Annotated in this window: 25 protein-coding genes; 12 read left to right on the forward strand and 13 right to left on the reverse strand. The window is 64.3% G+C overall.

The annotated features are described in order from the left end of the window. Positions 1–72: 72 nt before the first annotated feature. From ACT9T4_RS15060 to murB, 8 genes are all read left to right on the forward strand, one after another. Positions 73–2,295 (forward strand): DNA internalization-related competence protein ComEC/Rec2, encoded by a 2,223-nt coding sequence (locus ACT9T4_RS15060; protein ID WP_499117743.1) that lies wholly within the window; start codon positions 73–75, stop codon positions 2,293–2,295. 72 nt (positions 2,296–2,367) lie between these two features. Beyond that, on the forward strand, positions 2,368–3,024 hold the full coding sequence (locus ACT9T4_RS15065) for a flagellar polar localization protein PocA (protein ID WP_042555620.1): 657 nt from the start codon (positions 2,368–2,370) through the stop codon (positions 3,022–3,024). After that, positions 3,021–3,449, forward strand: a complete 429-nt coding sequence (locus tag ACT9T4_RS15070; protein ID WP_499117711.1) for an ExbD/TolR family protein — start codon at positions 3,021–3,023, stop codon at positions 3,447–3,449. Before ACT9T4_RS15065 ends, ACT9T4_RS15070 begins: the two co-directional genes overlap by 4 nt. Then, a complete protein-coding gene (gene lpxK, locus ACT9T4_RS15075) occupies positions 3,449–4,456 on the forward strand; it encodes a tetraacyldisaccharide 4'-kinase (RefSeq protein WP_179538579.1) in 1,008 nt (335 codons plus the stop codon). Before ACT9T4_RS15070 ends, lpxK begins: the two co-directional genes overlap by 1 nt. A gap of 42 nt (positions 4,457–4,498) precedes the next feature. Further along, positions 4,499–4,684 carry a Trm112 family protein gene (locus ACT9T4_RS15080; protein WP_042555623.1) on the forward strand — a complete coding sequence of 62 codons (186 nt, stop codon included), beginning with the start codon at positions 4,499–4,501 and terminating at the stop codon, positions 4,682–4,684. 1 nt (position 4,685) lies between these two features. Continuing rightward, positions 4,686–5,450, forward strand: coding sequence for a 3-deoxy-manno-octulosonate cytidylyltransferase (gene kdsB, locus ACT9T4_RS15085; protein WP_042555624.1), 765 nt, complete (start codon positions 4,686–4,688; stop codon positions 5,448–5,450). Beyond that, on the forward strand, positions 5,450–5,914 hold the full coding sequence (locus ACT9T4_RS15090; protein WP_042555625.1) for a low molecular weight protein-tyrosine-phosphatase: 465 nt from the start codon (positions 5,450–5,452) through the stop codon (positions 5,912–5,914). The genes kdsB and ACT9T4_RS15090 overlap by 1 nt, the downstream gene beginning before the upstream one ends. Beyond that, positions 5,911–6,930, forward strand: coding sequence for a UDP-N-acetylmuramate dehydrogenase (gene murB, locus ACT9T4_RS15095; RefSeq protein WP_499117715.1), 1,020 nt, complete (start codon positions 5,911–5,913; stop codon positions 6,928–6,930). The genes ACT9T4_RS15090 and murB overlap by 4 nt, the downstream gene beginning before the upstream one ends. Positions 6,931–7,148: 218 nt before the next feature. On the opposite strand, the gene rne is transcribed toward murB, so the two are convergent. Beyond that, entirely contained in the window at positions 7,149–10,376 is a 3,228-nt protein-coding gene (gene rne, locus ACT9T4_RS15100; protein ID WP_499117717.1) for a ribonuclease E, read from the reverse strand. Between the two features lie 742 nt (positions 10,377–11,118). On the opposite strand from rne, the gene rluC reads away from it, so the two are divergent. From rluC to sppA, 3 genes are read left to right on the forward strand one after another with little or no spacing between them, the layout of a single operon-like run. Further along, positions 11,119–12,072 carry a 23S rRNA pseudouridine(955/2504/2580) synthase RluC gene (gene rluC, locus ACT9T4_RS15105; protein WP_042555819.1) on the forward strand — a complete coding sequence of 318 codons (954 nt, stop codon included), beginning with the start codon at positions 11,119–11,121 and terminating at the stop codon, positions 12,070–12,072. Then, complete coding sequence (locus tag ACT9T4_RS15110) at positions 12,065–12,760, forward strand: HAD-IA family hydrolase (RefSeq protein ID WP_499117719.1); 696 nt, start codon at positions 12,065–12,067, stop codon at positions 12,758–12,760. Before rluC ends, ACT9T4_RS15110 begins: the two co-directional genes overlap by 8 nt. Beyond that, positions 12,750–13,727, forward strand: coding sequence for a signal peptide peptidase SppA (gene sppA, locus ACT9T4_RS15115; protein ID WP_499117721.1), 978 nt, complete (start codon positions 12,750–12,752; stop codon positions 13,725–13,727). Before ACT9T4_RS15110 ends, sppA begins: the two co-directional genes overlap by 11 nt. Before the next feature lie 217 nt (positions 13,728–13,944). Here the strand turns inward: sppA and ACT9T4_RS15120 are convergent, their stop codons facing one another. Together ACT9T4_RS15120 and fnr are read right to left on the reverse strand one after the other, a co-directional pair. Beyond that, a complete protein-coding gene (locus ACT9T4_RS15120) occupies positions 13,945–14,493 on the reverse strand; it encodes an adenine phosphoribosyltransferase (RefSeq protein ID WP_499117723.1) in 549 nt (182 codons plus the stop codon). Positions 14,494–14,738: 245 nt separating this feature from the next. After that, positions 14,739–15,473: a fumarate/nitrate reduction transcriptional regulator Fnr gene (gene fnr, locus ACT9T4_RS15125; protein ID WP_042555631.1), complete on the reverse strand. Its 735-nt coding sequence runs from the start codon at positions 15,471–15,473 to the stop codon at positions 14,739–14,741. Between the two features lie 141 nt (positions 15,474–15,614). Here fnr and ACT9T4_RS15130 point away from each other — a divergent pair, with 141 nt between their 5' ends. Then, positions 15,615–16,100: a hypothetical protein gene (locus tag ACT9T4_RS15130; protein WP_052493846.1), complete on the forward strand. Its 486-nt coding sequence runs from the start codon at positions 15,615–15,617 to the stop codon at positions 16,098–16,100. 32 nt (positions 16,101–16,132) lie between these two features. On the opposite strand, the gene hemN is transcribed toward ACT9T4_RS15130, so the two are convergent. The 10 genes from hemN to ACT9T4_RS15180 form a co-directional block, all read right to left on the reverse strand. After that, positions 16,133–17,515 carry an oxygen-independent coproporphyrinogen III oxidase gene (hemN, locus tag ACT9T4_RS15135; RefSeq protein WP_499117726.1) on the reverse strand — a complete coding sequence of 461 codons (1,383 nt, stop codon included), beginning with the start codon at positions 17,513–17,515 and terminating at the stop codon, positions 16,133–16,135. A gap of 121 nt (positions 17,516–17,636) precedes the next feature. Further along, the gene (locus tag ACT9T4_RS15140; RefSeq protein ID WP_499117728.1) at positions 17,637–18,320 is read right to left on the reverse strand and encodes a sulfite exporter TauE/SafE family protein; all 684 of its coding nucleotides are present in this window, start codon (positions 18,318–18,320) and stop codon (positions 17,637–17,639) included. Further along, positions 18,313–18,513, reverse strand: a complete 201-nt coding sequence (gene ccoS / locus ACT9T4_RS15145; RefSeq protein ID WP_179538571.1) for a cbb3-type cytochrome oxidase assembly protein CcoS — start codon at positions 18,511–18,513, stop codon at positions 18,313–18,315. The genes ACT9T4_RS15140 and ccoS overlap by 8 nt, the downstream gene beginning before the upstream one ends. Beyond that, positions 18,510–20,915, reverse strand: coding sequence for a heavy metal translocating P-type ATPase (locus ACT9T4_RS15150; protein ID WP_499117730.1), 2,406 nt, complete (start codon positions 20,913–20,915; stop codon positions 18,510–18,512). Before ACT9T4_RS15150 ends, ccoS begins: the two co-directional genes overlap by 4 nt. Positions 20,916–20,938: 23 nt before the next feature. Beyond that, positions 20,939–21,445 carry a FixH family protein gene (locus tag ACT9T4_RS15155; RefSeq protein WP_042555635.1) on the reverse strand — a complete coding sequence of 169 codons (507 nt, stop codon included), beginning with the start codon at positions 21,443–21,445 and terminating at the stop codon, positions 20,939–20,941. A 134-nt stretch (positions 21,446–21,579) separates the two neighbouring features. Further along, positions 21,580–22,989, reverse strand: a complete 1,410-nt coding sequence (gene ccoG, locus ACT9T4_RS15160; RefSeq protein ID WP_179538569.1) for a cytochrome c oxidase accessory protein CcoG — start codon at positions 22,987–22,989, stop codon at positions 21,580–21,582. A 180-nt stretch (positions 22,990–23,169) separates the two neighbouring features. Then, on the reverse strand, positions 23,170–24,117 hold the full coding sequence (gene ccoP / locus ACT9T4_RS15165; protein ID WP_042555637.1) for a cytochrome-c oxidase, cbb3-type subunit III: 948 nt from the start codon (positions 24,115–24,117) through the stop codon (positions 23,170–23,172). Next, positions 24,114–24,305, reverse strand: coding sequence for a cbb3-type cytochrome oxidase subunit 3 (locus ACT9T4_RS15170; RefSeq protein WP_499117733.1), 192 nt, complete (start codon positions 24,303–24,305; stop codon positions 24,114–24,116). The genes ccoP and ACT9T4_RS15170 overlap by 4 nt, the downstream gene beginning before the upstream one ends. A gap of 4 nt (positions 24,306–24,309) precedes the next feature. Then, positions 24,310–24,918, reverse strand: coding sequence for a cytochrome-c oxidase, cbb3-type subunit II (ccoO, locus tag ACT9T4_RS15175; protein WP_499117735.1), 609 nt, complete (start codon positions 24,916–24,918; stop codon positions 24,310–24,312). Continuing rightward, positions 24,915–25,406, reverse strand: a 492-nt coding sequence (locus tag ACT9T4_RS15180; RefSeq protein ID WP_499117736.1) for a cbb3-type cytochrome c oxidase subunit I, incomplete at its 5' end; no start/stop codon positions are given. The genes ACT9T4_RS15180 and ccoO, both read right to left, overlap by 4 nt.

Below are 25,406 nucleotides of genomic sequence, written 5' to 3' on the forward strand. Positions count from 1 at the left end.
CCGCTATGGATAGCGGCCTTTTCGTTTGTGTCGTGAGCAGGACAACCCATGGAAGGGACTCGATCAGGCAACCTGCGCAACGGGTTGCTGGGCTTGGCGGCAGGGCTGTTGCTGCTGCGCTTCTTGCCGCAACTACCCCCCGCGTCGCTGGTGCTGGCCGCCGCTCTGGTGGGGCTGGCTCTACTGCCGTTTCGCAGCTATCCCGTCGCTCTGTTTCTGCTCGGCTTGAGTTGGGCCTGCACCTCTGCGCAATGGGCGCTGGATGATCGTCTCGATCCAGCGCTGGACGGCCGCACCCTTTGGCTGGAGGGCAGGGTGGTGGACCTGCCGGATGTGCGTGAGGGGGTGGTGCGCTTCCATCTGCAGCAGCCGCAGTCGCGACGCGCGCAGTTGCCGCAGTTACTGCGGTTGTCCTGGTATGGCGGCCCCGAGATTCGCGCTGGCGAAACCTGGCGGCTGGCGGTCAATCTCAAGCGACCCCATGGTCTGGTCAATCCGCAGTCCTTCGATTACGAAGCCTGGTTGCTGGCGCAGCGCATCGGTGGCGTGGGCACGATCAAATCCGGGCAGCGCCTTGACGATGCAGTCGGTGGCAGTGCCTGGCGAGACCGTCTGCGGCAGCGCATGCTCGCCGAGGACGCCCATGGGCGCGCCGGAGGGTTGGCCGCACTGGTGCTGGGCGATGGCTCCGGGCTGTCGGTGGCCGACTGGCGCGTGCTGCAGGATACCGGCACGGTGCACCTGCTGGTGATTTCCGGCCAGCACGTGACATTGGTGGCCGGCATGTTCTACGGCCTGGTGTTCTGGCTGGCGCGGTTGGGCTGCTGGCCACGGTTTCTGCCCTGGTTGCCGACAGCGTGTTTGCTGGCGTTCTCGTCGGCGCTGGGCTACAGCCTGCTGGCCGGCTTCGACGTGCCGGTGCAGCGGGCCTGCGCCATGATCGGCCTGGTGCTGCTGTGGCGCTGGCGCTTTCGTCATCTGGGCATTGCCTTGCCGTTGCTGGTGGCGCTGGTCGCGGTGCTGCTGTTCGAGCCGCTGGCGGTGTTGCAGCCGGGGTTCTGGCTATCGTTCGGGGCAGTGGGGCTGCTGATCCTGATCTTCGCTGCCCGCCTTGGGGCCTGGGCCTGGTGGCGTACCCTGGGGCGTGCGCAATGGGCGATGACCGTGGGCTTGCTGCCGATGCTGCTGGCCCTCGGGTTGCCGATCAGCGCCAGCAGTCCCCTGGCCAATCTGATCGCCGTGCCCTGGGTGGGATTCGCGGTGGTGCCGCCCGCATTGCTTGGCACGCTGTTGCTGCCTGTGCCCTGGCTGGGTGAGGCTCTGCTCTGGTGGGCGGGCTTCGCCCTCGAATGGCTGTTTCGCCTGCTGGCGCTGATAGCCGCCTGGCTGCCGGCCTGGATACCCAGCGCGTTGCCGTTCTGGGCCTGGCTGCTGGTGGCACTGGGCGCGCTGCTGATCCTGCTGCCCAGCGGGGTGCCGCTGCGCGGACTGGGCCTGGTGCTGCTCTTGCCCTTGCTGTTCACCCCGGTGCAGCGGCCGGCCGAACAGCGCGCCGAGGTATGGATGTTCGATGTCGGGCAGGGCTTGTCGATGCTGGTGCTGACTCGCGAACACGCGTTGCTCTACGACGCCGGGCCACGCTTTGGCGACTTCGATATCGGCGAGCGGGTGGTCGTGCCGTCGCTCAGGGCGCTCGATGTGCGCAGGCTGGACATGATGGTGCTCAGCCATTCGGACAACGACCATTCCGGTGGTGCCGAGGCGGTGGCCCGCGGCATGACGGTGAGCCAGGTGCTCAGCGGCGAGGCGCCCGAGTTGCCGACGGTGCTGGGCGCGCAACCCTGTGGCGAGGACAGCTGGATCTGGAATGGCGTGCACTTCAGCACCTGGCGCTGGGCGCAGGCGCGGGACAGCAACCAGTCATCCTGCGTGCTGATGATCGACGCGGGGGGAGAGCGCGCTCTGCTGACCGGGGATATCGATGTGCGTGCCGAGCGCGCCCTGATCGACACGGGGCGGGATTTGCGGGCCGACTGGCTGTTGGCTCCCCACCACGGCAGCCGCAGCTCTTCCTCGGCGATTTTTCTGGCCGCTGTCAGGCCTGGAGCGGTGCTGTATTCGCGCGGCAGGCACAATGGCTACGGGCATCCTCACCCCACGGTGCTCTCACGTTACGCCGCGATGGGCGCCAGGGCTTACGACAACGTCGAGACCGGCGCGCTGCGTATCGATCTCGGTACATTCGGTGAGCCGCACGCCTTGCGTAAAATACCGCGTTTCTGGCGGGAAAAATGAGAACCGCAGCCGTCGGCGACATCACGACCCTATGCTAGAGTGGCGCCACTTTTGTGAAGGGGATCTGCCACCGTGTGGGAACTGGTTATAGCTGGCGGCTGGGTGATGCTGCCGATCGTTCTGTGTTCAATCGCTGCCCTGGGCATCATTGCCGAGCGGCTGTGGACGTTGCGCGTCAGCCGAGTCACGCCGCCCAACCTGCTTGGGCAGGTGTGGCGCTGGATCAAGGACAAGGAGCTGAACAACCAGAAGCTCAAGGAGCTGCGCGCCGATTCGCCGCTGGGAGAAATCCTCGCCGCGGGTCTGGCCAACTCCAAGCATGGTCGTGAAGTGATGAAGGAGTGCATCGAGGAGGCTGCGGCCCGTGTGGTGCACGAGATGGAGCGCTATCTCAATGCGCTGGGCACCATCGCCGGAATCACGCCGCTGCTCGGCCTGCTCGGTACGGTGATCGCCATGATCGATATCTTCGGCTCGTTCATGGGGGGCAGCACGGCCAACCCGGCGTTGCTCGCCGGCGGTATCGCCAAGGCGCTGATCACCACCGCATCGGGTCTGACAGTGGCGATTCCGGCACTGTTCTTCCACCGTTTCCTGCAGCGCCGCGTCGATGAACTGGTCGTCGGCATGGAGCAGGAAGCGATCAAGCTGGTGGAGATGGTGCAGGGCGAGCGTGATGTCGACCTGGCCGAGGAGCCCAAGCCGGCCAAGGGGAGCAAGAAGGCGTGAAGTTCAGACGTAGACGGCGTGAGCAGGTCGAGATCAATCTCGCCTCGCTGATCGACGTGGTGTTCATCCTGCTGCTGTTCTTCGTGGTGAGCACTACCTTCACGCGTGAAACCCGTATGCAGGTCGACCTGCCCGAGGCTGCCAGCGGTACACCGCCCGAGCAGAGCGAACTCAAGCAACTGGAAGTGGTGATATCGGCAGAGGGCGGCATCTCGCTCAACGGCCAGGCCCTGATCAAGAATGATCTGGATAACCTGATGGCGGCCTTGCAGAAGGAGTCCGGTGGCGACAACAGCCTGCCGCTGACCATCAGCGCCGACGCCAAGACCAGCCACCAATCGGTGGTCACCGCCATGGATGCAGCCGGCAAGCTGGGCTTCGCGCACCTGCGCATCACCACGGTCGAGATTCAGGCCGCGCCCTGATGGCGAGCTTTTCCGACCGTCTGGTGCGGGCCTGGTACGAAGGGCATCCGGCTCTGGCGCTGTTGCGGCCGCTGGAGGCGCTGTACCGCGGTGTGGTGCAGCGCAAGCGCGCGCGCTTTCTCGCCGGTGCGGGTGAAAGCTACCGCGCACCGGTGCCGCTGATCGTGGTGGGTAACGTCACCGTCGGCGGCACCGGCAAGACCCCACTGATTCTCTGGCTGGTCGAGCAGTGCCAGGCCCGCGGCCTGCGCGTTGGCGTGATCAGTCGCGGGTATGGCGCCAAGCCGCCGAGCCTGCCCTGGCGGGTCAGGGCCGAGCACACTGCCGAGCAGGCTGGCGACGAGCCGCTGCTGATCGTGCAGCGCAGTGGCGTGCCGCTGATGATCGACCCGGATCGTGGTCGCGCCGCTCGCGCCTTGCTGGCCGAGGAGCCCCTGGACCTGCTGCTCAGCGACGATGGCCTGCAACACTACCGCCTGGCCCGTGATCTGGAACTGGTCCTGATCGACGCCGCGCGGGGGCTGGGCAATGGCCGCTGCCTGCCCGCCGGGCCGTTGCGCGAACCCGCTGAGCGCCTGCAGAGCGTGGATGCCTGCCTCTACAACGGCGCGCCGAGCGATCCCCTGGGTGGGTATGCCTTTACCCTGGTACCCAGCGCCCTGATCAACCTGCGCAGCGGCGAGCGCCGTCCGCTCGATCACTTTCCGCCCGGTCAGGCCGTGCATGCGGTGGCCGGTATCGGCAACCCGCAGCGTTTCTTCACGACCCTCGAGGCGCTACACTGGCGGCCTGTCGCGCATGCCTTCGCCGACCATGCTGCCTACAGCGCCGAGCTGCTGAATTTCTCGCCGGCGCTGCCGCTGGTAATGACGGAAAAGGACGCGGTGAAGTGCCGGGCCTTCGCGGCTGACGACTGGTGGTATCTGGCCGTCGATGCCCAGCCCTCCGTCGCGTTTCGTGACTGGTTCGAGGCTCGCCTGGATCGTCTGCTCGGCGAGCGGCAGTAACCGCGTCACGCGCTCACTCCTCTTGTTCTCAAGGATTTTCCCATGGACCCGAAACTGCTCGATATCCTGGCCTGCCCGATCACCAAGGGCCCGCTCAAGCTCAGCCAGGACAAGACCGAACTGATCAGTAAAGGTGCCGGCCTGGCCTATCCGGTCCGCGATGGCATTCCGGTCATGCTGGAAAGCGAAGCCCGCACCCTCAACGATGACGAACGCCTGGACAAGTAAGATGAGCAACGCCTTTACCGTGGTGATTCCGGCGCGCTATGCGTCCACACGCCTGCCAGGCAAGCCACTGCAGGATATCGCCGGCAAGCCGATGATCCAGCATGTCTGGGAACAGGCCTGCAAAAGCAGTGCAACCCAGGTCGTGGTAGCCACCGATGATGCGCGCATCGTCGAGGCCTGCCAGGGGTTCGGTGCCCAGGTGCTGCTGACCCGCGTCGATCACAACTCCGGCACCGACCGCCTGGCCGAAGTGGCCGCTGCGCTGGGCCTGGCTGCCGATGCCATCGTGGTCAACGTGCAGGGTGACGAGCCGCTGGTGCCGCCCGCGATCATCGATCAGGTGGCCGCCAATCTGGCCGGCAACCCCCAGGCCGCCATCGCCACCCTGGCCGAGCCCATCGACGATGTCGCCGCGCTGTTCAACCCCAATGTGGTCAAGGTCGCCAGCGATCTCAACGGTCTGGCGCTGACCTTCAGCCGTGCGCCGCTGCCGTGGGCGCGTGATGCCTTCGCTGTCGATCGCGATACCTTGCCTGCCAATGTTCCCTATCGCCGGCATATCGGCATCTATGCCTATCGCGCTGGCTTCCTGCAGGACTTCGTCGCCTGGGGCCCGTGCTGGCTGGAAAATACCGAGTGCCTGGAGCAGTTGCGCGCGCTCTGGCACGGTGTACGTATCCACGTCGCCGACGCGCTGGAAGCGCCGCCCGCCGGGGTCGACACTCAGGAAGACCTCGACCGCGTACGTCGGTTGCTGGGCGCCTGATGCGCGTTCTGTTCGTTTGCCTGGGCAATATCTGTCGTTCCCCCACTGCCGAGGCGGTATTGCGTCAGCGTCTGCAGCAGGCGGGGCTGGCCGAGCGCATCGAAGTCGACTCCGCTGGCACCGGCGACTGGCACGTGGGCAAGGCTCCGGACCCGCGTACCCAGGAGGCTGCCAGTCGACGAGGCTATGACCTGTCCGGCCTGCGCGGCCGTCAGGTCTCTGCCGACGATTTCTCGCGCTTCGATCTGGTGCTGGCCATGGATGGCGCCAATCTGCGCGACCTGCAGCGCATGCGTCCTGCTCAAGCGCGGGGCGAGCTGGACCTCTATCTACGCCGCTACGACCTGGCCGTGGATGAGGTGCCCGATCCCTATTACGGCGGTACCGAAGGTTTCGAGCAGGTGCTGGATCTGCTCGAGCAGGCCAGCGACGCATTGCTGATCGAACTCAAGGGGCGTTTATGAAGGTGGTGGTCCAGGCCGGCGTTTCGCTCAAGGCTTACAACACGTTCGGCGTGGATGTGGCGGCGCGCTACTTTGCCGAGGCGGCCGACGACGACCAGGTGCGCCAGGCACTGAGCGCTTCCCGTGAGCGGCAGGTGCCGCTGCTGCTGCTGGGAGGCGGTAGCAACCTGCTTCTGACCGCGGATGTCGAGGCGCTGGTGCTGCGCATGGCCAGCCGCGGTATTCGTCTGCTGGCCGATGATGGCCAGCGGGTGGAGATCGAGGCGGAGGCGGGCGAGCCCTGGCATGGCTTCGTGCAGTGGACCTTGCGCCAGGGCTTTGTCGGCCTGGAAAATCTCAGTCTTATTCCGGGTACGGTCGGTGCCTCGCCGGTGCAGAACATCGGTGCCTATGGCGTCGAGCTGAAGGACTGTTTCCTTGGGCTGACGGCGCTGGATCGACACAGTGGTGAGGTCAGAGCGTTCGATCTGCAGGATTGTGCCTTCGCTTATCGCGACAGCCTCTTCAAGCGTGAAAGCGGGCGATGGATCATTCTGCGCGTGCGTTTCACCCTGAGCCGCAATGCACCCTTGCACCTGGATTACGGCCCGGTACGCCAGCGCCTGGCGGAGCAGGGCATCGAGGCGCCGAACGCCAGCGATGTCAGCCGGGCCATCTGCGCCATTCGCAGCGAGAAGCTGCCAGACCCTGCCGTGCTCGGCAACGCAGGCAGCTTCTTCAAGAATCCGCTGGTGCCGGCCGAGCTGGCCGAGCGTCTGCAGCACATTCACGCTGATCTGGTGGCCTATCCCCAGGCCGACGGCCAGGTGAAACTGGCGGCTGGCTGGCTGATCGAAAGGGCGGGCTGGAAGGGCTTTCGTGATGGCGATGCCGGCGTGCATCGCCTGCAGGCGCTGGTGCTGGTCAATTACGGTCAGGCCAGCGGTCAGCAACTGCTCGCATTGGCACAGCGCATTCAGGCGGATATCGCCGAGCGCTTCGGCGTGAGCCTGGAAATCGAGCCGAACGTGCTCTGATCCTACATGCCGCGCAGCCTCGCCATGCTGGCGGAGCTGTGAAGGCCTGATCGCTCCATCCTTTTCGTTTTCGGGCATCACTGCATTCAACAGCGCGCTGTGTTCTGGGCGCTTGCAGGTTCTGTTGACGTTTTGCGCTGAAACGTCAGCAGACCCTGAAAATCACAGGCAATAAAAAGGGGATGCCGAAGCATCCCCTTTTCTTTTGCGCTACCTAATCAGGCGTGCGGCTTGGGCGCGTCCTGATCGCGCTGAGCGCTCTCGTCGACCGGCGTGACGATGACGTCATCTTGCTCGACGGGCTCGCTGGCCGGTTGAGTGTCGACAACGGCTTCACTCTCGACTGCCGGAGCAGCGGGCTCAGCTTCCACCACCGCTGCGGCTGGAGCGGCCTTGGCGGCCTCTTCAGCTTCGCGGGCCAGGCGCTCTTCTTCACGCTTGCGGCGACGCACTTCACGCGGGTCGTTCGGTGCGCGGCCGTTGCTTGCAACCAGTGCGGCTGAAGCGGCTTGCTCTTCGATCGCTGGCGCCTCGACCACAGGTGCTTCCACTGCAACTTCCTCGGCTGCCGGAGCGGCCTCGGGTGCGGCAGTGAAAGTGGTTTCGGCTACCGGAGCTTCGATGGCCGGTGCTTTGAACACTGGCGTTTCGGCAACGGGTGCTTCGACGACGACCGCTTCGCTGACTGGCTCGGCCGCGACCGGAGCTTCCTGCTGCACTGCTTCGAATTCCGCTGCCGAAGCACGTGGGCGTTCGATTTCAGGCAGGGGCTCGATCACTGCATCGGCACGCTCGGCAACTGTTTCTGCCGGCACTTCGACTGGCGCAGGCGCTTCTTCGACCACAACGGCAGCAGCTTGTGGGGGCTGCTCGGTCTCGACCGCTGGCTGTACGTCCTGTACGGCGACAGGTGCTGCGGTTTCGGTGGTGGCAAAGATGTCTGCTTGCTGAGCGACCGGCTGTTCGGCTGGTTTCTCGGTTTCAGCGATAACGGCTGCCACGGTAGCGGCTGCAGCGATGCTGCCGTTGTCTACCGGCTCTTCCGCATTCTCGTCGCTGCCTTCGATCGGGTTGCCGTCGGCATCACGCTGACGCTCGCGACGATTGCTGCGGCGACGCTGACCGCGGGAGCGGCGACGTGGGCGATCACCGCCTTCGTTACCTTCCTGCTCGTCGTCTTGCTGCTCGTCGTTGTTCAGCACTTCGTCTTCAGCAGCGTCTGCCTGAGCCTGTTCGGCGCGAGGTTGACGTTCTTCACGAGGCTGGCGTGGCTGGCGCGGTTCACGTTGCGGGCGTTCGGCGCGAGCTTCTTCACTGGCGACGGCTGCGGTTTCGTTCTGCGGCTCGGCATCCAGCGGAGCGCGCAGTTCGCGCGGCTGACGCTCTTCACGCGGGCGACGTTCACGGCGGTTTTCCTGACCTTCACGCGGTTCGCGCGGCGGGCGGGATTGACGCACTTCCTGAGGCTCGCGAACTTCCACGTTCTCACGCGGCTGGCGATCTTCACGCGGGGCGCGAGGCTGACGCTCTTCACGCGGTGCACGCTCTTCACGAGGCGCACGTTCCTCGCGGGCTGCGCGATCTTCACGTGGGGCGCGTTCTTCACGCGGCTTGCGATCTTCATCGCGGCGGTTGCCACGGTTGCGGTTCTGCTGGCGACCGTTACGACGCTCGTCGCCACGAGGCTGACGCTCGCCCGGCTTCTTCTCGACCACGGTTGGTTTCTGCTCTTCGGCACTGGCGAACAGGCCTACCAGGGACTTCACCAGGCCTTTGAACAGGCCGGTTTGCGGTGCGGCGGCAACGGGTGCGGCAGCAGGCGCAGCTACGGCAACTTCCGGAGCAGGAGCGCTGCGCGGCGGAGCGGCCTTGATCGCAGCTTCCTGGCGAACCAGGGTGCGGGTGGCTGCAGCCGGTTTCTCTTCCTCGACTTCGACCGTGGCCATTTCGTAGCTGGTCTGGGTGCTCTGGGCTTCCGGGCTGTCGTCACGGATGCGCTGCACTTCGAAGTGCGGCGTTTCCAGGTGGTCGTTCGGCAGGATGACGATGCGCGCACGGGTACGCAGTTCGATCTTGGTGATCGAGTTGCGTTTTTCGTTGAGCAGGAACGCGGCGACCGGGATCGGCACCTGGGCGCGAACCTCGGCGGTACGATCCTTTAGGGCTTCTTCTTCGATCAGGCGCAGAATCGCCAGGGACAGGGATTCGACGTCACGGATGATGCCTTGACCGTTGCAGCGCGGGCAGACGATGCCGCTGCTTTCGCCCAGCGATGGGCGCAGGCGCTGACGGGACATTTCCAGCAGGCCGAAGCGCGAAATGCGACCGACCTGTACGCGGGCACGGTCGGCTTCCAGGGCTTCACGTACTTTCTCTTCGACAGCGCGCTGGTTCTTGGCTGGCGTCATGTCGATGAAGTCGATGACGATCAGGCCGCCGATGTCGCGCAGGCGCAGCTGACGGGCGATCTCTTCGGCGGCTTCCAGGTTGGTCTGCAGCGCGGTTTCTTCGATGTCGCTGCCTTTGGTGGCACGCGCCGAGTTGATGTCGATGGACACCAGGGCCTCGGTCGGGTCGATGTAGATCGAACCGCCGGATGGCAGCTTCACTTCACGCTGGAATGCGGTTTCGATCTGGCTTTCGATCTGGAAGCGGTTGAACAGCGGCACGCTGTCTTCGTACAGCTTGATCTTGCTGGCGTACTGCGGCATCACCTGGCGGATGAAGGTCAGGGCTTCTTCCTGGGCTTCGACGCTGTCGACCAGTACTTCGCCGATGTCCTGGCGCAGGTAGTCGCGGATGGCGCGGATGATGACGTTGCTTTCCTGATAGATCAGGAACGGGGCAGGGCGGTCCTGGGACGCTTCCTTGATGGCGCTCCACAGTTGCAGCAGGTAGTCGAGGTCCCACTGCATTTCTTCGCTGGAACGGCCCAGGCCGGCGGTGCGCACGATCAGACCCATGTCATTGGGGATGTCGAGACCATTGAGAGCTTCGCGCAGTTCGTTGCGCTCTTCGCCTTCGATGCGGCGGCTGATGCCACCTGCACGCGGGTTGTTGGGCATCAGCACCAGGTAGCGGCCGGCGAGGCTGATGAAGGTGGTCAGGGCTGCGCCCTTGTTGCCACGCTCTTCTTTCTCGACCTGAACGATGACTTCCTGGCCTTCCTTGAGCACGTCCTTGATGTTGACGCGGCCTTCGGGGGCCTTGCTGAAGTATTCGCGGGAGATTTCTTTGAGGGGGAGGAAGCCGTGACGCTCGGAGCCGAAGTCGACGAATGCCGCTTCGAGGCTGGGTTCTACGCGGGTAATGCGACCTTTGTAGATATTCGATTTCTTCTGTACACGGGCGCCGGACTCGATGTCCAGATCGTACAGGCGCTGGCCATCTACCAGCGCAACACGCAACTCTTCGGGTTGAGTCGCGTTAATCAACATTCTTTTCATGTGGTACCAATGGTTTCCGGTGCTGCCGGAAGCCGCGTTAGGCACACACGACGCTCAGGGTCGGTGTCAGGCGCGTCAGAAACGGTCGTAAATCGTTTCATTGTCGAGCGGCAGCAGCCAGTTGTGCTGGGCCGCGACGGACGTCTCCTGCTTGCTGTATGTGACAGAAAGCACTCAGAACTCGCTGGCGATCGGCTAAGCACTGGCCCTGCTGCGTTAAAACCTGCTTGGAAGATCGTTTACCTGGGTAAGCGAGCTTCTTTGCCTGCCCCGGATCGGGGGCTGTCACTAACGTAGCGTCTTGCGTGGCGCTAACTTGCGAGACCGTAAACGGGTTCTCAGTCAGGAGGAGGAATCAAGGGTCGGTAGCGGACGATATGACGCGTCTCTGATAAAGCTGTTTGCTACGCAGGCCGACCGTTGTGCATCTCCACCCTACACGTATCGCTGAAAATCGGGTGCCGCTCACGAAAAATCCGCAGCGGGTTGGCATTACCGCGACCCTCCATAAGGGCTGGTCGCGCATCTGTGTCTCAGGCCTTATTTCCGAGTTTCTCGAGCAGCCATGCAGGCCTATCGCTCTCTGAGACGCCCGTCGGACGGCCTTACGTCCTGAATGGGTTGCTTGATTCACGATGGCGGTTTGGCAACATCCGCGAATCAGGCCGCTTTTGGCGGCATTCGCGACTATAGCAGCAATGATTAAGTGCTTCAAATGCATAAAAATTGTATGATCTCGGCCATGACGACACCCACTACTCCAACCTCCGGCGTTCAGCTGCTCGAGGTCGCGCCTGAACTTGCGGGTCAGCGCATCGACAACTTCCTTCGTACCCAGCTCAAGGGCGTACCCAAGACCTTGATCTACCGCATCCTGCGCAAGGGTGAGGTGCGGGTCAACAAAGGTCGGATCAAGCCCGAATACAAGCTGCAGCCTGGTGACATCGTGCGCGTGCCGCCGCTGCGCCTGGCCGAGCGCGACGAGCCCGAGCCGCTGGCCCAGGGCCTGCTGCAGCGCCTGGAAGCGGCCATCGTCTATGAAGACAAGGCGCTGATCGTTTTGAACAAGCCGGCCGGCATCGCCGTGCACGGCGGCAGTGGTCTCAATTACGGTGTGATCGAGGCCTTTCGCCAGTTGCGACCGGATGCCAAGGATCTGGAACTGGTGCATCGCCTCGACCGCGATACTTCCGGGCTGCTGATGATCGCCAAGAAGCGCAGCATGCTGCGTCATCTCCATGAAGCACTGCGCGGTGACGGCGTCGACAAGCGTTACATGGCCCTGGTGCGTGGCCACTGGGCGACCGCCAAGAAGCAGATCAACGCACCGCTGCTCAAGAGCAATCTGCGTTCCGGCGAGCGCATGGTCGAGGTCAACCCCGAAGGCAAGGAGGCGCTCACCGTGTTCCGCGTGCTGCGCCGTTTCGGCGAATTCGCGACCCTGGTCGAAGCCAAGCCGGTGACTGGCCGGACCCACCAGATTCGCGTGCATGCCCAGTACGGCGGGCATTGTATTGCCGGTGACAGCAAGTATGGCGATGACGACTTCACCCGGGAGATTCGCGAGTTGGGCGGCAAGCGCCTGTTCCTGCATGCCTACGAGTTGAACATTCCGCTGCCCGAGGGCGGCGTGCTGAAGCTCGAGGCGCCGGTCGACGAGATGTGGGCTCGCACGCTGGAGCGCCTGAGTGCGTGATTATCGGCTGCTGATCTTCGACTGGGACGGCACGCTGGTCGACTCCATTGGCCGTATCGTCGCGGCCATGCACCAGGCGGCCGACCAGTGTTCCCTGCCGCGGCGCAGTGACGAGGCGGTCAAGGGCATCATCGGCCTGGCGCTGCCCGAGGCGATCACCACGCTTTATCCGGAACTCGTCGAAGCCGCACACGTCGAACGCTTCCGTGTCAGCTACAGCGACTGTTATGTGGCCATGGATCAGACCCCCTCGGCGTTCTTCGCGCAGGTGGAGCAGAGTCTGGCGCAGTTCCGCGCGCAGGGTTATCAGTTGGCCGTTGCCACCGGCAAGAGCCGCCGTGGCCTGCAGCGGATTCTCGACGCGCTGGGCTGGCAGGAATATTTCGACATCACGCGGTGCGCCGATGAAACGGCGAGCAAGCCCGATCCGCGCATGCTGCATGAAATTCTTCAGCATTGTGGCGTGCCGGCCGGGCAGGCACTGATGATCGGTGATTCCTCGTTCGATCTGCTGATGGCGCAGCGCGCGGGTATGGATTCTGTGGCAGTGGGTTACGGTGCGCAGACGCTGACGGCGTTGAGTGCCTATGAGCCGAAGCTGTCGATCAACCATTTCATGGAACTGAGTGCCTGGCTGAACCAGACGGTGGCCGAGCCCCAAACCGAGGAGAGTGAGCATGTGGGGTGATAGAAAGACGCCGGTCGTGGCCGAGAGCGACCCGAAGAGCTGGAAACTCCTCGAGAAGACGCTGCTGGCCAGCGTTCACGAGCAGCGCCGCTCGCGCCGCTGGGGGATCTTCTTCAAGCTGCTGACCTTCATTTATCTGTTCGGTGCCCTGGCGCTGTTCTCGCCGCTGCTCAATCTGCAGAAGGGTGCCAGCAGCACGCCGCACACCGCGGTGATCGACGTGCGTGGCCTGATCGCCGACAAGGAAGCGGCCAGCGCCGACAATATCGTCGGCAGCCTGCGCGCAGCCTTCAAGGACCCCAACACCAAGGGTGTGATCCTGCGCATCAACAGCCCCGGTGGCAGCCCGGTGCAATCGGGCTACATCTATGACGAAATCCGCCGTCTGCGCGGCGAGAACCCGGACACCAAGGTGTACGCGGTGATTTCCGATCTGGGGGCTTCGGGTGCCTATTACATCGCCAGCGCTGCCGACCAGATCTATGCCGACAAGGCCAGCCTGGTGGGTTCCATCGGTGTCACTGCGGCCAGTTTCGGTTTTACCGGTCTGATGGACAAGCTCGGCGTTGACCGCCGCGTCTATACCTCGGGCGAGCACAAGGCGTTTCTCGATCCGTTCCAGCCGCAAAAGCCTGAAGAGGCGGCGTTCTGGAAGACCGTGCTGGAAACCACTCACAAGCAGTTCATCGACAGCGTGAAGAAGGGCCGCGGCGATCGCCTCAAGGATGCCGAGCATCCCGAGCTGTTCTCCGGCCTGATCTGGTCTGGCGAACAGGCGCTGGACCTGGGCCTGATCGATGCCCTGGGCAGCACCAGCTATGTGGCGCGTGACGTCATTGGCCAGGAAGAAATGGTGGATTTCACCGTCCAGGAAAGCCCGCTGGATCGCTTCACCAAGAAACTGGGCGCCAGTGTGGCGGAGCAGTTGGCGATGTGGATGGGGTTCCAGGGCCCGGCACTGCGCTGATAGCCTGATATGCAATAAAGAGCCCCGGCACTTGGCCGGGGCTTTTTATTGGCCGATCGCTTTCAAGGTGGGCAGTTGGGCGCGCATGAAGCCGATGGCCGGATGAAGCGCCAGTTTCGCGCCCGATCCAGCCTACGCACGACCCCAGCACATCAGCCTGACGGCAGAGGTTCTGGTCGCGCGAAGATCACTTGACGCTTGTAACTTGCTACTGCTCTTAGCGCTCATCGAGTGCGAAGGCCGTCAGGCTGTAGGTGGGAATGCCCATGTCCTGCAGTTTGCGCGAGCCACCCAGCTCCGGCAGGTCGATGATCGCGGCCGCTTCATGAATGCCTGCCCCCATGTGTTTGACCAGTTGCACGGCGGCCAGCAGGGTGCCGCCGGTGGCGATCAGGTCGTCAACGATGAGCACCTTGTCGCCTTCGCACAGACTGTCGGCGTGCACCTCCAGAAAGGCTTCGCCGTATTCGGTCTGGTAACCCTGGCTGAGGACGTCGGCTGGCAGTTTGCCTTGCTTGCGGAACAGTACCAACGGCTTGTTCAGCTCATAGGCGATGATCGAACCGATCAGGAACCCGCGCGCATCCATGGCGCCGACGTGGCTGAAATCGGCCTCGACATAGCGCTGGATCAGGCTGTCGATCACCATGCGCAGGGCGCGCGGCGACTGGAACAGCGGGGTGATGTCGCGAAACACCACGCCCGGTTTCGGGAAGTCGTTAACCGGGCGAATGAGGGTCTTGATACTGAATTCGTCGAAAATCATCGGTAATCCTTGTAGCGGTCAAAATTGAGCCTTGGAACCTGTTCATGACTTTGCGAGCTAGAGCCATGCAAGGGCTAGGCGCCCCTGCAAAAACAAGCGAGGAAGCGGACTGGGCTCGCACGCGAGTTTACGAGCTGTGAATGAGCATTCCGACGGGAACGCCTAGCTTGGGCTGGCAATCCCGCTTGTTTTCAACGCAGCAGGGCCGACGCGCAGCAGATCATGAACGGGTTCTCGAGGCCCTATCAGCCATTAAGGTTACCACCCGCCAGAGCGCACAGCTCGATCGGGTCGAGAATATGCACTTCCTTGCCTTCGGCTTCGAGCAGTTTGCTCTGCTGGAAGCGGGTGAACACCCGCGACACGGTTTCCACCGCCAGGCCCAGGTGGTTGCCGATTTCATTGCGCGACATCGCCAGGCGGAACTGGTTGGCAGAGAACCCGCGGGCACGGAAGCGCGCCGACAGGTTGACTAGGAAGGTAGCGATGCGCTCGTCGGCGGTTTTCTTCGAGAGCAGCAGCATCATCTGCTGATCGTCGCGGATTTCACGACTCATGACGCGCATCAGCTGGCGGCGCAACTGCGGCAGGCTCGCCGACAGTTCGTCGAGGCGCTCGAACGGGATTTCGCAGACCGAGGTGGTTTCCAGCGCTTGCGCCGATACCGGGTACAGCTCGGTATCCATGCCGGAGAGGCCGACCAGTTCGCTGGGCAGGTGAAAGCCGGTGATCTGCTCTTCGCCCGCATCGCTGATGCTGAAGGTTTTCAGTGCGCCGGAGCGTACCGCGAAGACCGAGTTGAAGGTGTCGCCCTGACGGAACAGGAATTCGCCCTTTTTCAGGGGGCGGCCGCGTTTGACGATATCGTCGAGCGCATCCATGTCCTCGAGATCCAGCGACAGCGGCAGGCAGAGACTGGAGAGGCTGCAATCCTTGCAGTGTGCCTGATGAGTTGTACGCAGCTTGATGCTTTCGGACATCGCCCTTATCCCTGGTATAGACACAGAAGTCGTAAGGGTACCGCACCAGAGGGGGCACGGCCACCCAAGGGGGCGCGCTCAAGTGTCGCTCCCCCCTGCCGATAACGCTGAATCAGTGAGTTGACGGCCAGGAGCGTTGCAATGCGTGTAGATAATCCCGTTTCGCTCGAGCGCAGTATCGTGCCCTCCAGTTCGACTGCGACCGCCGCTGCGGCGCCTGCCGAAACCAGCGAAGAAACCTCGACTGCGGCGCCAGCGGCTGGCACCAGTGCCGAGCCGGGCGTCAAGGTCACGCTGTCCCTGGAGGGCCTGGCGCAGTCGAAGTCCGAGGATAAGAACAGCGATATCGACGAGAGCGACCTGCCTTCGAACATCAAGCAACTGCTCAAGATGATTCGTGAGCTGAAAGCCCAGCTCGCGCAGAAAATGGCCGAGTTGCAGGCGATCATGGCTCAGAGCGATATGGACGACGAAACGCGTCAGGCCAGTGCCCAGGCGCTGCAGACCGAGGTCAGCTCGATCAGCGGCGCCTTGAGCACGGCTAACGCCGAGCTGGTCAAAGCTATTCGCGACCAGGAACTCAGCACCGAGCAGAGCGTCACCGTCACATCGCTGATGATCAGCTGATTTTTTCTTCCTTGGCACGGCAGTAGCCGTACTCAGATCACCCGCGAGAAGCGCTGCAGGTTCTGCTCGCTGAGGTAGCGATCAAACAGCATGCACAGCGAGCGCACCAGCAATCGTCCCGCCGGCAGCACCTCGATGCTGCCATCTCGCAATTCGATCAGGCCCTCGCGGCTCATCTGCTGCAGGGCCGGCCAGGTGTCGGCGAAGTAGCTGCGGACATTCACCGCGAAGCGCCGTTCGATTTCCGCGAAGTCCAGCTGGAAGTGGCAGATCAGTTGCTGGATCACGGCGCGGCGAAGGCGATCGTCGTCGTTGCAGCCCAGGCCGCGCGAGGTCGCCAACTGGCGATTGTTCAGGTTGGCCTGGTAGGCGGCCAGATCCGAGCTGTTTTGGCAGTACAGATCACCGACCTGGCTGATCGACGACACGCCGAGGCCGATCAGGTCGCAATGCCCGTGGGTGGTATAGCCCTGGAAGTTGCGCTGCAGGCTGCCGTCTTCCTGAGCGCTGGCCAGTTCGTCGTCGGGCAGCGCGAAGTGATCCATGCCGATGTAGCGGTAACCGGCGCTCGCCAGTTGTTCGATGCTGCCCTGCAGCATGGCCAGCTTGTTCGCTGCACTGGGCAACTGGGTGCTGTCGATGCGCCGCTGCGGCATGAAGCGTTCCGGCAGGTGGGCGTAGTTGAACAGCGACAGGCGATCGGGTTGCAGGGCGATCACCTGCTGGACGGTGTGGGCAAAATTCTCTGGCGTTTGTTGTGGCAGGCCGTAAATCAGGTCGATGTTCACCGAGCGAAACTGCAGGGTTCGTGCGGCCTCGATGATGGCGCGGGTCTCTTCCAGGCTCTGCAGGCGGTTGATGGCGCGCTGCACGTTGGGGTCGAGGTCCTGCACGCCGAGGCTGACGCGGTTGAAGCCCAGTTCGCGCAGCAGGCCCATGGTCGACCAGTCCGCTTCGCGGGGATCGATCTCGATGCTGTAGTCACCGGAGTCGTCGTCGAGCAGGGTGAAATGCTCACGCAGTTGCGTCATCAATCGGCGCAGTTCGTCGTGGCTGAGAAAGGTCGGGGTGCCGCCGCCCAGGTGCAGCTGTTCGATGTGCTGGCGCTTGTCGACATGGCGGCTGACCAGTGCCATCTCCACTTCCAGCGCCTGCAGATAAGGCTGGGTGCGGCCGCGATCCTTGGTGATCACCTTGTTGCAGGCGCAGTAGTAGCAGATGTTGGCGCAGAACGGCAGGTGAACGTACAGCGACAGCGGGCGCAGGGCACGACGGCTTTCGCGCAGGGCGTGGAGCAGATCGAATGAGCCGACGCCGTCATGAAATTGCACGGCGGTCGGGTACGAGGTGTAGCGCGGGCCGGCTTGATCGTATCGGCGGATCAGGTCGGAATCCCACTGGATGGCGTCGAGCATGGCGAGTTCCGCTTCAGCGTTGAGTGCTCGGCAGTCTAGGGCGGGCCTGGGCGGGGCTCTTTGATCTGAGTCATGGGGGCGCAGTGGGGGTGTGACCGCTGGGGCGCCGACAGATCGAGCCTCAGTGCCCCATCAGCCAATGCTGGTGCGGACCGGGCAGTGTCCACAGACCGAACAGCATCACCAGCAGGCCGCCTGCCACGCGCACGCCACGCTTGCGCAGCAGGCTGCCCAGGCGCTCGGCCGCCAGGCCGGTGGCCAGCAGCACCGGCAGGGTGCCGACGCCGAATGCGAGCATCAAGGCGGCGCTGTGCAGGGCATTGCCCTGGCTGGCCGCCCACAGCAGGGTGCTGTAGACCAGGCCGCAGGGCAGCCAGCCCCACAGGCCGCCGAGGAGCAGTGCGCGCGATGGACTGGTGATCGGCATGAAACGGCGGGCGAGCGGTTGCAGATGTCGCCAGAGGCCGCGGCCCAGCGCCTCGATGCGCGTCAGACCGCTCCACCAGCCTGCCAGATAGAGCCCCATGACGATTAGCAACAGCCCGGCGATGCCTCGCATCACGATGGCCAGCGGGCCGCTGGCCAGTGCCCAGCCTGCCAGGCCGAGCAGCAGGCCGGCCAGGGCATAGCTGAGAATGCGCCCGGCGTTGTAGGCCAGCAACTGGCGCAGACGCTGATCACGCCGCTCGGGCGCAATGGCCAGGCTCAGGGCGCCCATCAGCCCGCCGCACATGCCCAGGCAGTGGCCACCGCCGAGCAGGCCCAGAATCAAGGCGGACAGCACGTGTGGCAGCAGCTCAGTCATGGGGTTTCTGGTCGGGCTCGCTGGCCTGCTGCACGGCGGCCTGGTGGCGCGGGTCATCGTCGTCGAAGAGGATGCGGTGAGCGGGGCTGTCGAGGTCGTCGTACTGACCGCTGTCGACCGCCCAGAAGAACAGCCACACGGCGAAGGCGACCAGCAGCAGGGCAACGGGAATCAGGATGTACAGCGCGGTCATGATGATTTCCCCAGGCGCAGTGCATTGAGCACCACCAGCAACGAACTGAACGACATGCCCAGCGCGGCCCAGATCGGGGTGATCAAGCCGAGGGCCGCGAAGGGCAGTACCAGGCCATTGTACAGCCCGGCCCAGGCCAGGTTCTCGATGATGATGGTGCGGGTGCGGCGGGCCAGGCGCAGCGCGTCGACCAGGCTGCCTAGGCGATTGGACAGCAGCACCGCGTCGGCGCTGGTTTTCGCCAGGTCGGATGCCGTACCCATGGCCACGCTGATATCGGCTCCGGCGAGTACCGGCACGTCGTTGACGCCGTCGCCGAGCATCAGTACGCGGCGCCCCTGTTTCTGCAGGTCATGAAGGATGGTCAGTTTGGCGTCCGGAGTCAGCCCGCCGTGGGCCTGTTCGATACCCAGCTCGGCCGCCACTTCGCCGACCATGGGCGAGCTGTCGCCACTGAGCAGGAGAATCTGCCAGCCACGAGCCCGGGCGGCGTCGATCAGCGCAGGGGCATCGTCACGCAGGCGATCATCGAGCACGAACCAGGCCAGCGGGCCCAGCTCATCACCGAGCAGCAACCACTGGCCCTGATCCCCCGGGATAGCGGGGGGCGGGCTGGCACCGAGTGTGCTGACGAACGCGGCCTGACCGATGCGCAGGCGACGGCCATCAACCGTGCCCTGCAAGCCTAGGCCGGGGAAGCTCTGCAGTGCCTCGACAGGCGCTGCAGCATGGCCAAAGGCACGGGCGATGGGGTGCTCGGAGCGACTTTCCAGGGCGGCGGCGAGGGCCAGGCAGGCATCGGCATCCAGTGTGCCCAGCGTGTGCACGGCGCGCAGGGTGAGGCGGCCGTCGGTGAGGGTGCCGGTCTTGTCGACGATCAGCGTGTCGATCTGCTCCAGGCCTTCGAGTACATGACCGCGGGTCAGCAACATGCCCTGTTTGTGCAGGGTGCCGGTGGCGGTGGTCAGGGCGGTTGGCGTGGCCAGGGCGAGGGCGCAGGGGCAGGTGGCGACCAGCAGGGCGAGGACCACCCAGAAGGCGCGCGAAGGGTCGAGCTGCCACCAGACCAGGCCGACGATGGCGGCCACCACCAGAACGATCAGCAGGAACCATTGCGCGACCCGGTCGGCGATTTCTGCCAGGCGCGGTTTTTCGCTCTGCGCGCGTTCCAGCAGGCGCACGATGGCCGACAGCCGCGTGGTGTCGCCCAGAGCCCGCACCTCGACGGTCAGTGGGCCCTCGACATTGAGGGTGCCTGCGGTGACCCCATCACCGACCGTACGAGGTTGCGGCAGGTACTCACCGGTGAGCAGCGATTCATCGATGCTGGAGTGGCCCTGCAGAACCTGGCCGTCCGCAGGTAGCAGCGCCCCAGGCGGAACCAGCACGTGGTCACCGAGACGCAGTTCGCTGAGCAGGATGCGCTGGCTCTGGCCGCGTTCATCCAGGCGCAGGCAGGAGGCCGGCAACAGCTTGACCAGTTGCGCGGTCGCCGCTGCGGTGCGTTCCCGGGCACGGCGTTCCAGGTAGCGGCCGCTGAGCAGAAACAGGGCGAACATGCCCACCGCGTCGAAATACAACTCGCCGTGGCCCGTTACCGTGGACCAGATGCCCGCTGCGTAGGCGCCGCCGATGGCCAGCGACACCGAGACGTCCATGCTCAGGTGGCGGGTGCGCAGGTCACGCAGGGCGCCACGGAAAAACTGGCCGCAGCAATAGAAGACGATGGGGGTGGTGAGAAACAGGCTGACCCAGCGCAGGATGCTGTCCAGTTCCGCGCTCAGGTCGATATTGAATTCCGGCCAGGTGGCCATGCTCGCCATCATCACCTGCATCCACAGCAGCCCGGCCACGCCCAGTTCGCGCATGGCTCGGCGATTTTCTCGGGTCAACTGCTCGGCAGCGGCATCGGCCTGCCAGGGGTGGGCCGCATAGCCGATACGGCGGATCGCGCCGAGCAGTTCGCTGAGCGGCAGGGCGCTCGCGTCCCAGCGCACCAGCAGGCGGTGGCTGGACAGGTTGAGGTGCGCCTCGGCCACGCCTGCCAGGGTATTCAGGTGTTTCTCGATCAGCCAGCCGCAGGCCGCGCAGCTGATGCCTTCGATGAGCAGATTGGCCTCGCTCAGCTCGCCCTGCTGTTCGACGAAGGGCTGCTGCACGTCGCGACGGTCGTACAGCACCAGCTCATCCGGCAGTACCTGAGGCAGTTGCCGCGGATTGCTGGCAGCCTCGCTGCGGTGCCCGTAGTAGTGCTCCAGGCCGCTCTGCACGATGGTCTGCGCCACCGCCTGGCAACCGGGGCAGCACATTTCGCGGGGCTGCCCCAGCACCACGGTCTGGAAATGCGCGCCGGCGGGCACCGGCAGGCCGCAGTGGTAGCAGGGCGTGGGGACGGCATGCACCGCCCCGGAGGCTGAAGCGTCGATCAGTGTTCATCCCCGAGCTGGATGCTCTGGCCGGGTTGCAGGGTTTCTTCCTCGAACAGGCGCCAGTCCTGACCGCCTTCCTGGCCGATCAGCTCGACGAAGCGCCGGCCCTGCACGCTGTCCTGCAGGTTGCCGCGATACAGGCCGTCACCCTGATGCTGCAGTACCACGCGACGGTCGCGCTCGGGCTGGGTGGGCGATACCAGATTGAGCACCAGTTGCGCTGGCGCGCTGCTGCCCCGCAGGTGCAGCTCGGCGATGCCGCGCTGGTCATCGAGGTCGAGGCTGGCGCGCAGCTGCAGGCGCACGGCCAGGTTCTCGCGTTCCAGCGACTGGTTGATGCCCTTGCCGACGTCGTAGTAATCGTCGGAGATCAGCCCCGGTGGATTGCGTGTGGCCACGGTCAGCAGGGTCAGCCCCTGAATCACCGAGTAGCCGAGCAGGGCGATCAGAAACCAGGGCCAGAACTGCTTGTACCAGGGCGCGGGTTGGGTCTCTTCGTTCATGGCTGGCCTGCTTTCTCTTCTCGGTGTTGGTGCTTGGCTTGGGTCATTCGCTTTGGCGTTTCGCTTTGGTGGGCTGAAGCCCACCCTACGGAGTTACGGCTGTAGGGTGGCGGGGAGGCGATCCAGCCGTTCAGCTATCTCACGCTGGGGCCGATAAACCGGCTGCTGGCGTCGTTGTGGATGCTCTCGTCATCCGTGGCACGGATGCGGAAGGTGATCTCGTTGGTGCTGGACGGCAGTTTCTCGGCGTCGATGGACAGCTCCACCGGAATCGCGAGCACTTCGCCGGCCAGCGCGCGGACCTCGCGGCGGCCTTCGTAGACCAGACCGTCCAGACCATCGGCCTCGATACGGTAGACGACGTCCTGTTGCGCCTTGTTCATGATCTTCAGGGTATAGACGTTCTCGATCCGGCCCTGCTCGTTCTCCCGGTAGAGCACCCGGTCCTTGAGCACGTCCAGCTCCACCAGCGGGCGGTCGTTCAGCGCCCAGCCGAACACCGCGAACATGGCCAGCAGTGCCAGCGCATAGCCGATCAGGCGCGGGCGCAGCAGCTGGGTCTGCTGCCCGGAAAGGTTGTGCTCGGTGGTGTAGCTGATCAGCCCGCGTGGGTAGTTCATCTTGTCCATGATGCTGTCGCAGGCATCGATGCAGGCGGCGCAGCCGATGCATTCGATCTGCAGGCCATCACGGATGTCGATGCCGGTCGGGCAGACCTGCACGCACAGGGTGCAGTCGATGCAGTCCCCCAGGCCCAGGGCCTGATGATCGGCGCTTTTCTTGCGCGCTCCGCGGGCTTCGCCACGGCGCGGGTCGTAGGAAACGATCAGGGTGTCCTGGTCGAACATCACGCTCTGGAAGCGCGCGTAAGGGCACATGTGAATGCACACCTGCTCGCGCAGCCAGCCGGCGTTGCCGTAAGTGGCGAGGGTGAAGAAGGCGATCCAGAACAGCGCCCAGCCACCGGCCTCGAAGCTGATCAGCTCGGCGAGCAGTTCGCGGATCGGCGCGAAGTAGCCGACGAAGGTCACCGCGGTGATCAGCGAAACGCCCAGCCAGATGCCGTGTTTGGCGAAGCGGCGCAGGAACTTGCCTGCGCTCATGGGCGCCTTTTCCAGCTTCATGCGTTGATTGCGGTCGCCCTCGGTGACCTTTTCCGCCCACATGAAGATCCACGTGAAGACGCTCTGCGGGCAGGTGTAGCCGCACCACACACGGCCGGCGAAGACGGTGATGAAGAACAGTCCGAAGGCGGCGATGATCAGCAGCGCCGAGAGCAGCACGAAATCCTGGGGCCAGTAGGTGGCGCCGAAGATGTGGAACTTGCGGTCCGGAAGGTTCCACCACACCGCCTGGTGGCCGTTCCAGTTCAGCCATACGGTGCCGAAGTAGAGGATGAACAGCAGCGCACCGCCGGCCCGTCGCAGGTTGCGGTAGAAACCACTGAAGGCGCGGGTGTGGATTTTCTCGCGACTGGCATAGAGGTCGATGGTCTCGCCGGCGGCAACCGGCGTGACGTTCTTGACGGGGATCTGTTGGCTCATCGAGGGCTACCACAACGGTTGGTCGGGCATGTCGCGACCGATACCTGCCGGTCGCAATCGTTCGCTGCGCCGATGGTACGCCTCCAGCCCTCATCGGGCTTGCGGCCACCCGTCGCAGGGATCAGGCGTGACCATCCTAGACGCAGCATCGGCAGCCCGCCCTGACCCAGATCAGTGCACTCACTCTTTCTCCCGGTCTGGCTCCGCCGCCGGTTCTTCGGCACGCTGCGACAGGCTGTACACGTACGCGGCCAGCAGGTGCACCTTGTCGTTGCCGAGGAAGTCCTCTTGCGCCGGCATCTGGCCGCTGCGCCCGTAGCGGATGGTCTGCTGCACCTGAGCGAAGCTGGAGCCGTACAGCCAGACCTTGTCGGTCAGGTTGGGCGCGCCGAGCACCTGCATGCCCTTGCCGTCGGGGCCGTGACACATGGCGCAGTTGGTGGCGTACAGCTGTTTGCCTTTGTCCATGTCCGCGGCGCTATCCGCCGGGTTCTCCAGGCCGGAGAGGCTGCGTGTGTAAGCGGTGACGTCACGCACGCCGTCATCGCCCAGCACTTCCTGCCAGCCGGGCATCACGCCCTGGCGACCCTGCATGATCGAGGTCTTGATGGTGTCCGGGTCGCCGCCGTACAGCCAGTCATCGTCGGTCAGGTTGGGAAAACCGTAGGCGCCCTTGGCATCCGAGCCGTGGCACATCGAGCAATGGTTGGCGAACAGGCGGCCACCTATCTTCAATGCCCGTTCGTCCTTGGCCAGGTCGGCGATGGGCATGGCGGCGTACTGGGCGAACAGCGGGCCGTAACGGGCATCGGCGACGGCCATCTCGCGCTCCCATTGGGCGACTTGCGTCCAGCCGTCGTCGTAGCCCGGCAGCAGCCCCCTGAAGTTGCCGAGGCCGGGGTAGAGCAGCAGGTAGCCGAAGGCGAACATCAGGGTGCCGACGAACAGCAGGAACCACCAGCGTGGCAGCGGGTTGTCGTATTCCTCGATGCCATCGAAGCTGTGGCCGACGGTCTGGTCGGTGTTGTCGGGGCGCTGGCCCTTGCGGGTGGCGAAGATCAGCCAGGTCACGGCCAGCAGCGTACCGAGGGTGAGCAGGGCGATGTAGCCCCCCCAGAAGCCACTCATGGCTTGTCGCTCCCGGTACCGTCCTTGCGAGCCTCCGGCTCGTCGGCGAAGGGCAGGTTGGCCGCCTCGTCGAAGCTGGATTTGCGCTTGTTGCTATAGGCCCAGAGCACCACAGCGACGAATGCGATGAACACCACGGCGGTGCCGATGCCGCGGATGGTGCCGATGTCGGTCAGAAAGGCTGGCATCGGTTCACCGCTTGTTCTGAATGGCGGTGCCGAGCACCTGCAGGTAGGCGACCAGCGCGTCCAGCTCGCTTCGCCCTTCGACCGCTTCCCTGGCCCTGGCGATGTCCTGATCGCTGTAGGGAATGCCGAAGTCGCGCATCACCTTCATCTTCTCGGCGGTCAGCGTACCGTCCAGTTTCTTCTCGGCGAGCCAGGGATAGGCCGGCATCTTCGATTGCGGTACCAGGTCGCGCGGGTTGAGCAGGTGCACGCGGTGCCACTCGTCCGAGTAGCGGCCGCCGACCCGCGCCAGGTCCGGCCCGGTTCGCTTGGAGCCCCACAGGAAGGGGTGATCCCACACGCTTTCGCCAGCCACCGAGTAGTGGCCGTAGCGCTCGGTCTCGGCGCGGAACGGGCGGATCATCTGCGAGTGGCAGCCGACGCAGCCCTCCTTGATGTACACATCGCGGCCTTCGAGTTGCAGCGCGGTGTAGGGCTTCATGCCGGCCACCGGCTCGTTGACCACGTCCTGGAAGAACAGCGGGACGATCTGCGTCAGGCCGCCGATGCTCACCGCAATGACCATCAGCAGGGTCATCAGGCCGAGGTTCTTTTCGATGAGGTCGTGTTTCATCCCTTGGCGCTCCCTGACTGGGCAACGGGAATCCGTGCTGCGGCCTCGTACTGCGCCGGCTGGGCGCCACCGATGGTGCGCCAGGTGTTCCAGGCCATCAACAGCATGCCGGCGAAGAAGATCGCGCCGCCGATCATGCGCACCACGTAGCCGTAGTGGCTGGCCTCAAGGGATTCGACGAAGGAATAGGTGAGCGTGCCATCCTCGTTCACCGCCCGCCACATCAGGCCCTGGGTGATGCCGTTGACCCACATCGCGACGATGTACAGCACGGTGCCGATGGTCGCCAGCCAGAAATGCACGTGGATGGCCGCCAGGCTGTGCATCTGCTCGCGGCCGAACACCTTCGGAATCAGGTGATACAGCGAGCCGATGGTGATCATCGCCACCCAGCCAAGGGCGCCGGCATGCACGTGGCCGATGGTCCAGTCGGTGTAGTGGGAGAGGGCGTTGACCGTCTTGATGGCCATCATCGGCCCCTCGAAGGT

This window comes from Pseudomonas sp. SZ40 (genome assembly GCF_052958135.1).